Origin of the sequence: Yersinia aleksiciae (genome assembly GCF_001047675.1) — a bacterium.
Taxonomy (GTDB): Bacteria; Pseudomonadota; Gammaproteobacteria; order Enterobacterales; family Enterobacteriaceae; genus Yersinia; species Yersinia aleksiciae.
In genome coordinates this window covers 2,372,564-2,385,228 of record NZ_CP011975.1, presented here as the reverse complement: position 1 = coordinate 2,385,228, position 12,665 = coordinate 2,372,564, and the positions used below count along the sequence as shown (strand labels likewise).

Below are 12,665 nucleotides of genomic sequence, written 5' to 3'. Positions count from 1 at the left end.
CAAGTCCCGATGAGCTGACTCCAGTCAGTGATTCGGGCGCGTGAGAGCCGCTAACACCGCTGCAGCGTCAAGGCCGCAGGGTAAGGTGCCATTGATCGATCCTCACCACCAGATCCTCACCACACTGCAACAAACTCCCACTCCCGACGGACTGACCATTGAGGCGAATATTCACCTCCCCGTAGACGCTGGCCTGGCAATTTAGGGTTTGCCCGACAGCGAGCTGTTTGATCTCCCCTAGCGGCACGGCCACTCGGCCAATCTCCATGACTAACGTTTGCGGTAAATGATCGAGCGCCACGGTCTGTGGCACCTTAGGTATGGCGGCAGTATCGAGTGACAGTAGGCGGTCGATATCGTCATTAACCTGCTGAATGGTCATTCTATTTTCCTCCTCCAGCTTGATATAAATCTGCGGCGATGCCATTTGCCATAACCAGCAATTTCCCTGTTCTAGCGCGGCGGCAGCGGCAACCCGCAACCCATCACCAGGCCTCAGTTGCTGCAATTGGCTCAGGGATAAGCGGCACCAGCCCACCACCAAACCGGCCTGCCAGTGCATGTCTTGCTGGGGAGCGGGTTCACCCTGCCCATTTTTACACTGCCAATGAGATAAGGTGTCTGCCAATACCGCCAGTGGCCAGTCGAACAACACCACACTCAGTGGCTGCTCCTCCAGCTCGAACGTCAGCATCACCGCCCATTGGCTTAACAGTGTCATCGGCTGAGGTGGTTGGCTTTGGATCACCAGATCCGGCAGCGGGGCTAGCAATGGGCTAACCACCCAATTCGCCATAGCAATCACCAATTCTGTCGCCAGAAAATGGGTATCGTCCGTCGCCAGTGAGGATACCAGCCAGTTTTGCCAGCAGGCCCGAGAGATCCAAATACCGCAGGCTTGACTACCATAGTGCGACGGCAGATAAACCCCCTCCCCCTCAACCTGCATCATCGTGGCAGTCACCCCTACACGGTGTCGCCCACTGCCAATTAGGGTGCTGAGTTGGCGTGATTCAGCCGTCAGGTTCCCCAACATGAGTGACCTCCAACAGACAGGGAAAGCCTAAGGCATGCAGTTGTCGCTGCCAACGAGTCTGCACGCGTTGCAAACGTTCAATTAAGTCGCGATCGACATGGCTGAGCACAATGTTTAAGCCGTGAATTGCCAAGCTGACACTGATCCGAGTGCCGGACAATGGCCCGCTGACAATGCAATACTCGGTCTGCATCGGGTTGCCATCCCCTGTCGAGGCCATGGCCTGGGCCATATCCTGCGAGGATCTTGGTCGTGGTGGAAGGTAGCGGGCAAATTGCTGCTGTTCCCGCTTAGTGCCTAAACGCGGTGGCGCATCCCCAAAGTGGACGCCACTGAGCAGTGATAGTGCGCCTTCAATATCGATTCGGCTCATCGGTTATTAGTATCCTTAACTTTTCTTGTTCACGCTGATTACGTCGTAATAGCGCCAGTTGTGACTCAATCGCGGCCCGCTGCTGCTGCTCCAGCACCAGCCACGCGCGAATCTGTTTTTGCCGCTGCCGTTCTGCCTGATACAGCTCGTGTTGCAACACTCGCTGCTCATCCGCCTGCGCGGGTAGTAGCTCGCCGCGCCACTGCGCCAGATTTTGTAGTTGCTGACATAGCTGCTGCCGTTCGATGCGACAATCCGCTAATCGCTGCTCCCGCTGCTGATATTCCCGTTGTAGGCTCACCAGTTGCTGGCGTAACCGACGTTCTTTATGTTGTCGCAGCACCAGCAGGCGCTGCAAAATCACTAACTGCGGATTGTTTAGCCCAGTGCCCGCGCGAGTTGCGCGAGTGTATGCTTGAGGCTGACGGCGTCGGAATTGCACGATAAGCGGTTCTCCTGTTGCAAGAAGGCACAGATGGCGGGGTAACGCGCAAGTGCCTCATCGGCCTGCGGATCATGTCCGGCCTGATATTCGCCCACCCGCACCAGTAGTTCTATCTCCTGATAGCAGGTTTGCATTTGGCGCAGTTTTTGCGCCAATGCCAGATGTTCACCCGTGACAATTTGCGGCATGATGCGGCTGACACTGGCGGCAATATCAATCGCCGGATAGTGGCCCGCCCCCGCCAATTTTCGCGACAGCACAATGTGTCCATCTAAGAGTGAACGCACCTCATCAGCCACTGGCTCATTCATGTCATCCCCCTCCACCAGCACAGTATAAAATGCGGTAATACTGCCCTGCGCGCTATTGCCTGCCCGCTCTAATAGCCGAGGTAATGCAGCAAAGACGCTAGGGGGGAAACTGCCCGCCGCCGGTAATTCCCCTGCCGCCAGACCTATCTCGCGGGCCGCTCGGGCATAGCGGGTCAGGGAGTCGGCCATTAGCAGAACTTTCAACCCGCGGTCACGGAAGTATTCGGCGACGCGGGTGGCGGTATAGATGCCTTTTAGCCGTTCCAGCGCCGGACGATCAGAGGTTGCCACTACCACTACAGTGCGGGCGCGCGTTTCGACTGTCAGCACTTGTTCCAAAAACTCCCGGACTTCACGGCCACGTTCACCAATCAGCGCCAGCACCATCACATCCGCGTGGCTACCCGCGCATAGCATGCTCAGCAACGTACTTTTCCCAACGCCAGCGGCGGCAAAAATGCCGATCCGCTGCCCTTCACCGCAGCTCAAAAGGCCATCCACCGCGCGAATACCCGTAGTGAGAACCTGCTGTATCGGCTGACGAATCAGGGGATCTGGCGGTGATCTGTCCAGTTCGCACCAATGTCCGTTCAGGGGCGGGCCGCTGTCCATCGGGACACCCAAGCCATCCAAAATCCGTCCGAGTAAATCAGCCCCAACCTGGACACGGTGGGTATGTCCAAGGGGTCGCACCCACTGACCACAGCTCAACCCCGTGGAAGCGGCAAAAGGGGAGAGGAGAGCAGTTTGCTGCTCAATGGCGACCACTTCCGCTAACATGTTCGGTGATTCGATCTGGCATAGCTCCCCTAACTTCACTCCGGGTAGATGAGCGCGGATCAGGGTCGGGCCAACATCCAGTATCGGGCCACAACACTCTATGCCATCTGGCGGGGAGGACGATAAGCGCAACTGTTGCTGTAACTTGGCGCTTAAATTTGAGATATCAGGCAATTGCATCGATTTCATCTCTGATGCCCTCATCAAGTTCATCGCCGATAAGTTCAATGGTGTCTACCACCTTAATATTCATCTCATCGCCCAACTCCTGCCAGGAGAGTACCGGTAACGTGAAAATATCTCGCTCAACAATTTTGCGCAGAAAACGCCGCACATCAATGGATGCCAGCAGTACCGCATCACCGTTTTTAGTAAAGGCGGTTTTTATTTTGCTGAGGATTAGCCGCGAGTGTTTATCCCCCAACGCAGAGTAGGTGCCTGCCGACGTCTGGCGGATAGATTCGCGGATCAGGTTCTCTGCCCCCTCACCCAGCCGCAATACTGGCAGCCAAGTTTTATTCTTGCTGAACCGACCACACACATGGCGGCGCAGAGCGATACGGACGTATTCGGTCAGCATCACATTGTCTTTCTCCTTCGGTGCCCAGGTCACCAGCGCACCAAAAATGGTGCGTAAATCGCGGATCGAAACATCCTCTTCCACCAGCCGTTGCAGTATTTCAGCCACTTTGCCGACCGGCAGCTGGCGCTGTAACTCTTTGACTAATTCGCCGTAGCGCCCCTCCATCGCGTCCATCAGATAGCGAGTCTCCTGCACACCGATAAACTCAGCCGTATGCCGCTCAAGCACCCGCGTCAGACAATAAATAATCCGTTGGTGCCCTTGTGCATAAGGGATACCCAAGGTACTCGCGTGGCTACCCTGTTCGGCGGTCAGCCACTCAAAGCTGCCCATTTTCGCCCCTAGATTCTGGCTACGCGTCTCTAATTGGGTTGTGGGCTGAACCAATAACAGCTCATCGGACGGTAACCTCAATGTCAGCACCGGTTCCTGATAAACGCGAATCGATAAGGTATTTTCAGCTAATTCCGGATCACGTTGGATAATCACTTCCGGCAAAGGCACGCCAAGATGCTCAAACCAGCGCCATCGCAAGCTATTGATGTCCTGCGCCAAATGGGGATAGTGCAAATTGGTGGCGCAACAGAGCATCAATGGCACCGCTCCTGGCGTCATTTTGTCAGCGGATGAAGCACCGCTCTCTTTGGTACCATCAATCTCACCGTCTCGCTGGCGGGACCGACTCTTTCGGTACAGGAGAAACGCCGGGGTCGCCACCAGCAGTGCCAGCGTGATAAAGACCAGGAAAGGGAAACCCGGTAGCAGGGCAAAAACCGTCAGGATGGCGGCGGCTAGCCATAAGGCATCTGGCTGACGCCCCACCTGTACCGCCAAGTCTTTGGCTAAACTCTGTTTCTCGCCGCCAGGCACTCGGGTCACAATAATCCCGGCCGTTATCGAGATGAGTAATGACGGGATCTGCGCACACAGACCATCGCCAACGGAGAGCACCGCATAAGTGAGCATCGCCTGCTCTGCTGACATGTCATGTTGCAGCACACCAATAGCGATGCCGCCAAAAATATTCACCAGAATGACAATGATCCCCGCGATGGCATCCCCTTTAACAAATTTCATCGCCCCGTCCATGGCACCAAACAGGCGGCTCTCTTTTTGTACCCGTTCTCGCTGCCGCCCGGCCTCGGCAGAGTCGATCACACCAGCTCGCATGTCGCCATCAATGCTCATTTGCTTACCCGGCATGCCATCGAGGGAGAAGCGGGCACTGACTTCCGCCACCCGCTCTGAGCCTTTGGTGATCACGATAAATTGGACCACGGTGATGATGGTAAAAATGATCAATCCCACTGCCAGATTGCCGCCAACCACAAATTGACCAAATGCCTCAACAATCTGGCCAGCATCATGCTGTAGCAGTACTAAGCGCGTCGTACTGATGGTCAGCGCCAGCCGATAAAGTGTGGTGATCAGCAAGAGCGAGGGAAAGACCGAGAATTCGAGCGGATCGCGCAGATAAATGGAGATCATCAACAGGATGACGGAGAACGCCAGATTGATGGCAATCAGCACATCGACCATTACCGTAGGCAGTGGCAGGATCATCATAAAGATCGCCACCAGCAGCATGATCGCCAGAAAAACATCCTGCCGCTCGGTGATCATCATTAAACCGCGCTTGAGTGCGGACTCCCTCATGGGCACTCTCCCAGCAGTTGGCGTAGCAAGGCACACTGTTGGCGATAGAGCTGATACCAAAATTCGGCACCGGACTGCGGGGGCGGTGAACAACTGACCATCATGCCTGTGTTCAATAAGTAGATGCGCTGTGGCACGCCATTAAATCGCTCGAGCCGCCAGCATTGCTGGAGCCGCAGCAGGTCATCTGTCGTGTAACGCCGATGCTGTAGACCGCAGGTCAACAGTAGTTTTGATGCCCGCCACTCAAGGAAAACGACCCGCTGATCGAGCTGCCACTGCATACAGGAGGTGATTACCGAACAGGGCAACTCAGCCATGCGGGTAAACAGCTGTAGGTTACGGGTAACAACCAAATCCATCTCCATAACCAATGCCCCATTGATGCCAGTTATTAGCTTAATTCTTAATAAGTCGAATAATAGTAAGTATATTAATGGTGAGCATACGAAGCCCGCGAGCTAAGCGCTATCGGGCGTTCGCCTGAAGCAGGAAATCAGATCTCTAGCAATACCGTCAGAATTTGCGCTTGGTGATCCTCATCGTTGAAACACTCGACGGGCATCAGCTTGAATAACTCATAGAAACGACGAATAAATCCCCGCCGTGTTTTAGCATCCGGGCCTGTAATTATCTCAACCCGTGGCTGTAACCAGTTATTAAATAGCCAGGGCTGCCCGACCACCGCCAGGACTTCACTGAGGATCACATCCCCAGAGACCCCACAGGCACTTCCCACACGATCACAATGGTCCTCCAATCCCAGAAACATCAGCAAACGGCGTAATTGGTAGAGGGTAGCGGCCAGTCGTTCGCCATGCTTGGGTGGCGGCTGGCAGGACAAATCAAACGCCATCGCGCGCATCAAGATCCGAATTCGTTGCTGGCGTTGCGGCCAGCGACTGACTCGCGTAAACCACTCCGCGACCGATAACTCACTTTGATGGATGCTTTGCTGAAATAGCTGTTTTAGCGCGCCCAGTGAACGACTGCCCGCCATACCAAATTCCAGCAAGCCAAATAGCTCGATCTCCCACCCCTCACTCTCCAGTAATGGTCCCAGTAATTGCGATAAGCTGCGGCGTCGTAACGGATTATTTTGGTGGTACGACATCATGCTGGCCAAAAGCAAAATTTGCTGCCCTGCCGATAAGCCCCCTTGGCGGAGCTTGCTGGCCAACAACGCCATATCTATATCCGGTGGGATGCTCTGCGGCAATAGGTTGCTAGCGCTATCGGAAAGCTGTGCAACCAGTTTCATCAGTAAGTGTTGGCGGCGTTGATTACGCTCCTCCGCTTCTACAGACTTTTGATCTTTCAGCCGAGAGCCCAAACTCAGCCCAATTTCCTCCATAGTCTCTACCATGCTCTCACCCAACACCGCTTGTCTGATTTCGAGTAGTTCCTGGCTGGCTAAGGTCATTACCGAGTGAGCGGGGGTGACTTCAGCTTGTAACTTCCCGCTGTCCAACGGGGAACCCTGCACAATGGCAGCATCGGACACATTATTCGCATTGATCATCGGCGGGCTCCTGATGGGACAATGGTTCAGCTTCAGCTTCAGGTTCTGGCGCGGCCTGTAGCCAAAGAAAAAGTTGCGATAAATGGCGGTGAAGAGAAAAACTGAGTTGCAATAGGGGTGAGCCTAATAGCGCTTCATCCTCAGCCAGACTCTCATCCTCGACACACTGCACTCTCCCCCCCAGCGTGGCTATCACCGCAGGAAGGTGCTGCGGATGAACCCGTAAAACCAAGTCGTCTTGGTGTGCCAGCGCCTCCACTTGCGTCGCCAGATGATGAATCAGAGTCTGATCCACCGCTTGCTGAGTGGCCCACGCGGTGACCACCGAAGTGATCGCCGCCAAAATACGCTGACGAGCTTGAGTCACCAGCGAGGCGGTTAATTGGTCCGCAGTCACTAACCAACGGATATGCTGCGCCAATACATCGGCTTCGATCTGGTTACGAGCCTCATGAACCAGCATCTCTGCCTGCTGTTCCGCTTGTGCCAACTGTTGCGCTTTCTCCGTGTTTGCCACTCGTAGAATCTCTGCAGCCTGCGCACGGGCAGCGGACAAAATATCGCAACACAGCGCCATTTCCTGTAACTGCGCTGCGGGGATAATCACGCCTGTAGGTAGCGCGTAATCGAGTTCCTGCACCCGAATATGAAAGGGGTTCATAGCAGACGCTCCAACCGTGTTAACCAGTGATCCGCTGAAAGAGATAACGCCGAAGAGAGAGAGAGTGCACGGGGCTGGGGGGGTAATGTAATGGATATGGCCCGCCAGACTACGTCGTCATGACGAATCTGATGCGCGAGACTATGCCCAAAACGCAACGCAACGTTCAGCAGGTGCTGCGGGCTTAATCTGGCCGGGAGGTGGCCGCAATAGCCCAAACCAATCAGTTGGTGAATGTTTCCCTCATTCAATAGCGGTGCAAGCACCTCTCGGTAACGGCGTAAGCGCAGATAGTCAGCACATTGTAAGTGAACCAGCCCCAGCGCCAGACAGAGAGCCGGTAGGCGTTGATACCCTGCCATTTGCTGTTGCTGCTGTTGACTCAGCACCGCAGGCAAGGAGTACAGTGGAAATTTTCGCTGCCGAATGAGTGCCCGATTCAAAGCACTATCCAGCGCATCACTGCGACCATAATGGTAATACTCAGCCTTAACCCCTATTGCTGTCAGCCATAAAGGATGAGCAAATCTGGCGGGCTGCCAGGCTAACTGATGCAAATGTCGGATATCAGTCGTTAACGGCAAAATCATGGTTTTCCCCCGTTAGCCCCTTATCGGCGCAGGTAGCGCACCAAACCGGCTGTCGACAACCCAACCAACAAAATCAACAACGAACCTAAAACTATCTGTACCGTTCCGCCGTGACGGAGCAGCCATTGCAGCCCCACACCTACCCCATGTTGCTGCTGTGGCGCGGCACTAAAACGATAATTGGCGGGTTGCATCACCACACTAATTTGTGCGTAATCAATGCCCGGTACCGCATCGCGGATCAAGTTTTTGATTTGCGGTTGATAACTTTGCAAATTGACCTCAGGCGAATACTTGATAAACACCGAGGCGGCATGGGGAACGCTGCTTTTACCGTCGGTGGGTGCGGGCATGGCGATAGTCACATCGGCATGAATCACCCCCTCCATATGGCTCAACATGCCCTCCAACTGCTGCTCTTTCAAATAGACCATTTTGGCCTGCTCTTGACCGGGCGAAGTCACCAACTGATTCGAGGGAAACAATTGATCCACCGTGGCGAATTGTTGGCGCGGGAAACCATTTTGTCGCAGCAGTTCAACGGCATTAATAAACTGGCTCTTATCGACACTCAAGCCTACCGTTCCCCCTTTCTCTGGCTGTTTTTCGGCTTTAATTTGATGCAACATCAGCAACGCCAGCATCTGGTTAGCTTCCCCCTCCGAAAGCCCGCTATACAACTCCATGCCACAGCCGGAAAGGGACACAACAATCAGCGATATTGCGACCATGCGCCGCAACTGTCTCATTGCATATTAACCAGCTTATTAATGTTCTGCCCGACGGTACCGGCCACTTTAGCCGTCAGGTCAACAGATAACGTACCGCGCATCCATTCAGACTGCGCATCCAGCAATTGATCGGGCGACATCATCGGGGGGGCAGGTTCAGCTTGCTGCATCAACTGCGTAAACTTGGCGACTTGCTGCATGTCACTAGGCTGTGGTAACGAATTGCCCTGCATTAAAGCTGCCTGAATAGCATCAATGTTCATCAGGTGATCTCCTGTTAATAAAAACGTTATGCCGCTGCGGTTTTACACTTTTGTCGTTGCCAGCCATGCCTTGTTGCAGCAATTCCAGCATGGCCTGTGCATCCTCCGACTGGGACGCTGCCAGTAATGCCAAAGCGTCATCCTGCTGGTTCAGCCCAAATAGCAGCATCGCCTCACAGACCAGACGCACCGAGGGGTCGGGGATCAGTTGAGGTAGAACATTCAGGATGTTGCGGGCCTCGTCCAGTAGACTGTGATTCACCCCTGCCAAGGCGGCTTCCACCACTAATTGGCGACAGGGTGCTGAAAGTAAAATCATATTTTTGCAATGATTCCGCTGGTCATATCTTTAATCCCCTTCATCAAAGCACTGCTAAAGTTGATGTAAGACGAATACTGCTGCATGGCAAATTGCATCTTCAGCATATGCTCAGGATCCGAAGGGTTGCCAGAAGCCATCTGGCTTTGAAAATCCTGACCAATCTTATTGATGCTTTGCGTCAATTCATTGACTAGCGCGTTTATATCCATCGGGTTCCCCTTATTCCATCAGTGTCCGCATATGGGACGGGCACTGTTGAAAACGGCGACGAAAACTATCAGAAAAATGCGCGTGATTGCTAAAGCCGCACTCCATGGCAATATCTGCCACCCGTAGTCGGGTGGAGAGCAGCAGCTCGCAGCCTTTTTTCAACCGTTGGTCCAGCAGCCACTGTTTGGCCGACATCCCGAATTTCTCGTAGAACAAAAAATTCAATTTACGGGTCGAAATCCCTAACTCATCGGCATAACGCGAAACGGTCCATGGATTGAGGCGATTTTTCTCAAAGAACTCCAGTAACTCGTTGTTCGTCCCTACAATTGACTCTAATAATCGTGAGAAATAAACAGGATCCAAACCCAAGCAGTAAAGGTAAATAAATTTTAATGATGTGGTCTTTTCGATATTAACCAATTGTTCAGTCGCATAAATGACATCACTACTGACTGGCAATATTTTGTAACCGTCAGACACCTTGCTGGGTAATCTGAATTTATTCGGCTGCACCATTTTACTCGCGAGATCTTGATATATGGGTAAAAGATCGATGGAATGGCACATTATTGAAGTAACAGAGCTTTGGCAAAAAGAAGATACCGTTGCCAACTCGTCAACAACAACCAGATTCCCCGCAGGAACAGTATTACATTCCCCTTCGTGGCGTAATATTCCCTCTTGCCTAAATAAAATGAATTGGATTGTTTTCATTATATTTTCCCTAAGGATGTTGTTAACCTTATACAAGATTGACAAATATTATGGGAAACGGATATCCGGTTTAGACCTGAGGTATGATCAATAACATTGGCATCTATTATGTTCTGACAAGGTCATTTTTCCTTCCCTGCCAGTTAATACATTAAACATGCCTTCCAATAAGACTAGGTGACTGATAACGTCTTTTTCATTTTGGCTTAGTTTCATTGATATATCATTCATTTCATCAGTATAATTATTTATCCAAGAGCCTAAAAAGTTAAGAGCGAAAGCACTAAGAATAGATGTTAATATCGGTGCATAATGCTCAGCTAATAGGCATGCCCCGTCCTTGATCACCAGATGAGCAGTAGCACCTATAACGGCCATAGTAGCAGTAATTCCAATTTTAATAATAGGCGCGGCGTAACGGGAAATTATTTTTGCATTAGAGTCAGATGCCTGAAAATATTTAGCCAGATAGAAAATCGCCTGTTGCAGCCCGTCATTTCCCATTGCTAACTCTTCTTTATTTTTACTCACACAATTCCAGTTATAGGAAGCACAGGCCAAATTTGAGAGTGATGACATGAGATTCAATCCTGCAAACACAGCGATGGGTATTGCTAAACCACCACTGCCAACAGCAACGACTGCAGTGATAGAGAAAGTAATGGAAGCAACAATCACGTCAATCGCATTAATTATAAATTGTTTCCTGGCAAGCTTAACACTGACACTGGTTAATTCAGCTGAATATTTCTCCTGAGCATCTAGAAGATGATTAACTTTCACTTGAGTTTTATTCAAAAAGGTCATGTCCTCGGGAGAGGTGAGCACCGGTTTTTCATTATTATGTCCATCAATATTCTCTTTTTTAATTGGAGGTTCATGTGTATGATGATTATTTATGCTTATGGTGCCATCAATAAATTTCATATATCACTCCTTAAATAATCGCCATCGCAACCAAAGGACCTGTTTTATATTTGATTCAATAATAGCGATGCTTTTTCGGCTATAGGGGCGTATTCAGGACTCAGATAACTCATTTCAATGGCGGTTTGTAGTGCTTCTCTAGCATCAGCCCCCTTTTCCAAAGCCCGCAAACATATTGCCATCTGGTAGACAGGTTCGGGGTCTTTTGCCTCCAGCAATAGAGCGCAAGTATAGGCGCTCAGCGCCAGCCCATACTCCTGTTGCATTTGCATTGCCCCGGCTAACGCCAAATGGAATCGAAACTCTAACGGGCAATGTATTGTGAGCCAGGAGAAATCAGCCATCGCCGCAACATAATCATCCGCGAGCCAGGCTTGATAACCCTGCGCATAGATTCTCTGCACCTCTTGCTGGCTGGCTGGCTGATGGTTATCTATTATCTCCTGGCTAATGATGCCTTGCTCCTTTAAAGCATTATTTATTTGAATACTCAGAGCCTGTAAGCCCTCAATACCGAAGTCAGCCATTTCCCCTCCAATATTCTATTCTCTAGAGCTAACATCAAATACCAGCCAATCGTTATCCTCTATGCTTTTACTAAATGCCCCTTTGGCCTTTAAAATATTAATTAACCGATGCCGATTTAAATGCAGCGTTGGGTTAGCGACATTATCAATTACCAACATTCTGATAATTGAAAGTTCATTAGTACGCTTACCTAAGCGGTATAAAAAATTAAAGAGTTTTAAAAAATCACCGGGCAATTCATCTTTATGACGTTTTTCCAGATAACAAATAATCATCTCGCTGCGTTCAATGCGATAAATCACCCGATAACCATAGAGATAAAACTGGTAGCCTATTTTGATTGCGCTACTTTCAAAATAGGCCGTTTTAATAACACAGCCTTTACTGCGTAAGTCGTGTGTAATAATATCCATTAGCTAAATTTCACGGCCATGGCAATTTGGTTAATGATGTTAGTTATGTCTTTACTCAGCTCTTTTAAACTTTGTCGGCTTTCCCCCAGAACGTTGAGTAAATCCATGCTGCTTTTGGCATAAGATTGTGAATTGCTGCTTTGCAGTTCGCTGATCATACGGGATATATCTGCATCACGTGTCTTCCCGCCCTCCCAAAATTTAAAGCCACCCACAAAAAGCCCTCCTACACCAGTGCCAATGTGGCCAGCTAATTCACCACAAAAAATACTTGCGCCGCCTCCTGCCGAACTAAAAAAGCCAGAAAGCATGCTAGCCCCCCCACTTATAGCGGATGCACTGTACGAATCATTGATGCTTTCTCGTCGCTTACTCATTGAACTCACTTGTAGATCCCAACCTAATTCTTGTTGTTTCTGATTATAAACGCTCAGTAAATCGCGCATTTTTTTAAATAACTCGAACATTTCAGAAATGATCTTGGATAAGGAAGAAAGAACATCATTGGTATTACTATTGTGGTAATCGCCCCCATCGATAGATGGGGTATTCTGCTCAAGCAATTTTATTTGATGATCGACAGAAATACTCATAACC

The 12,665-nt window shown here is 50.8% G+C and carries 18 protein-coding genes; all 18 read right to left on the bottom strand.

Features of this window, described 5'->3' with window-relative positions; genetic code table 11:
* Window positions 1-67 precede the first annotated feature (67 nt).
* Window positions 68-1,036 carry a YscQ/HrcQ family type III secretion apparatus protein gene (locus tag ACZ76_RS10780; RefSeq protein ID WP_048618939.1) on the bottom strand — a complete coding sequence of 323 codons (969 nt, stop codon included), beginning with the start codon at window positions 1,034-1,036 and terminating at the stop codon, window positions 68-70.
* Entirely contained in the window at window positions 1,014-1,409 is a 396-nt protein-coding gene (locus ACZ76_RS10775) for a hypothetical protein (protein ID WP_048618938.1), read from the bottom strand. The genes ACZ76_RS10780 and ACZ76_RS10775 overlap by 23 nt, the downstream gene beginning before the upstream one ends.
* Complete coding sequence (locus tag ACZ76_RS10770; RefSeq protein WP_048620264.1) at window positions 1,390-1,767, bottom strand: hypothetical protein; 378 nt, start codon at window positions 1,765-1,767, stop codon at window positions 1,390-1,392. Before ACZ76_RS10770 ends, ACZ76_RS10775 begins: the two co-directional genes overlap by 20 nt.
* 20 nt (window positions 1,768-1,787) lie before the next feature.
* Window positions 1,788-3,125, bottom strand: a complete 1,338-nt coding sequence (locus tag ACZ76_RS10765; protein WP_048620263.1) for an EscN/YscN/HrcN family type III secretion system ATPase — start codon at window positions 3,123-3,125, stop codon at window positions 1,788-1,790.
* Window positions 3,112-5,184, bottom strand: a complete 2,073-nt coding sequence (locus ACZ76_RS10760) for an EscV/YscV/HrcV family type III secretion system export apparatus protein (protein WP_048618937.1) — start codon at window positions 5,182-5,184, stop codon at window positions 3,112-3,114. Before ACZ76_RS10760 ends, ACZ76_RS10765 begins: the two co-directional genes overlap by 14 nt.
* Window positions 5,181-5,552 carry a type III secretion system protein gene (locus ACZ76_RS10755; protein WP_048618936.1) on the bottom strand — a complete coding sequence of 124 codons (372 nt, stop codon included), beginning with the start codon at window positions 5,550-5,552 and terminating at the stop codon, window positions 5,181-5,183. The genes ACZ76_RS10760 and ACZ76_RS10755 overlap by 4 nt, the downstream gene beginning before the upstream one ends.
* 128 nt (window positions 5,553-5,680) lie before the next feature.
* Window positions 5,681-6,706, bottom strand: coding sequence for a TyeA family type III secretion system gatekeeper subunit (locus ACZ76_RS10750; RefSeq protein ID WP_048618935.1), 1,026 nt, complete (start codon window positions 6,704-6,706; stop codon window positions 5,681-5,683).
* Entirely contained in the window at window positions 6,690-7,367 is a 678-nt protein-coding gene (gene sctL / locus ACZ76_RS10745) for a type III secretion system stator protein SctL (RefSeq protein WP_048618934.1), read from the bottom strand. Before sctL ends, ACZ76_RS10750 begins: the two co-directional genes overlap by 17 nt.
* Window positions 7,364-7,957, bottom strand: coding sequence for a type III secretion system domain-containing protein (locus ACZ76_RS10740; RefSeq protein ID WP_048618933.1), 594 nt, complete (start codon window positions 7,955-7,957; stop codon window positions 7,364-7,366). Before ACZ76_RS10740 ends, sctL begins: the two co-directional genes overlap by 4 nt.
* A gap of 20 nt (window positions 7,958-7,977) precedes the next feature.
* Window positions 7,978-8,706 carry an EscJ/YscJ/HrcJ family type III secretion inner membrane ring protein SsaJ gene (gene ssaJ / locus ACZ76_RS10735; RefSeq protein ID WP_048618932.1) on the bottom strand — a complete coding sequence of 243 codons (729 nt, stop codon included), beginning with the start codon at window positions 8,704-8,706 and terminating at the stop codon, window positions 7,978-7,980.
* Complete coding sequence (gene sctI / locus ACZ76_RS10730) at window positions 8,703-8,951, bottom strand: type III secretion system inner rod subunit SctI (protein ID WP_048618931.1); 249 nt, start codon at window positions 8,949-8,951, stop codon at window positions 8,703-8,705. The genes ssaJ and sctI overlap by 4 nt, the downstream gene beginning before the upstream one ends.
* Window positions 8,941-9,270, bottom strand: coding sequence for an EscG/YscG/SsaH family type III secretion system needle protein co-chaperone (locus ACZ76_RS10725; RefSeq protein WP_048618930.1), 330 nt, complete (start codon window positions 9,268-9,270; stop codon window positions 8,941-8,943). The genes sctI and ACZ76_RS10725 overlap by 11 nt, the downstream gene beginning before the upstream one ends.
* Window positions 9,267-9,482: a type III secretion system needle filament subunit SctF gene (sctF, locus tag ACZ76_RS10720; RefSeq protein WP_005278146.1), complete on the bottom strand. Its 216-nt coding sequence runs from the start codon at window positions 9,480-9,482 to the stop codon at window positions 9,267-9,269. The genes ACZ76_RS10725 and sctF overlap by 4 nt, the downstream gene beginning before the upstream one ends.
* A gap of 10 nt (window positions 9,483-9,492) precedes the next feature.
* Entirely contained in the window at window positions 9,493-10,200 is a 708-nt protein-coding gene (locus tag ACZ76_RS10715; RefSeq protein ID WP_048618929.1) for a helix-turn-helix domain-containing protein, read from the bottom strand.
* A gap of 87 nt (window positions 10,201-10,287) precedes the next feature.
* The gene (locus ACZ76_RS10710; RefSeq protein WP_048618928.1) at window positions 10,288-11,127 is read right to left on the bottom strand and encodes a hypothetical protein; all 840 of its coding nucleotides are present in this window, start codon (window positions 11,125-11,127) and stop codon (window positions 10,288-10,290) included.
* A gap of 44 nt (window positions 11,128-11,171) precedes the next feature.
* Window positions 11,172-11,654, bottom strand: coding sequence for a SycD/LcrH family type III secretion system chaperone (locus ACZ76_RS10705; RefSeq protein WP_048618927.1), 483 nt, complete (start codon window positions 11,652-11,654; stop codon window positions 11,172-11,174).
* 15 nt (window positions 11,655-11,669) lie between these two features.
* The gene (gene sseE, locus ACZ76_RS10700; protein WP_048618926.1) at window positions 11,670-12,068 is read right to left on the bottom strand and encodes a type III secretion system effector protein SseE; all 399 of its coding nucleotides are present in this window, start codon (window positions 12,066-12,068) and stop codon (window positions 11,670-11,672) included.
* Entirely contained in the window at window positions 12,068-12,661 is a 594-nt protein-coding gene (sseD, locus tag ACZ76_RS10695) for a type III secretion system translocon protein SseD (protein ID WP_048618925.1), read from the bottom strand. Before sseD ends, sseE begins: the two co-directional genes overlap by 1 nt.
* Window positions 12,662-12,665 lie beyond the last annotated feature (4 nt).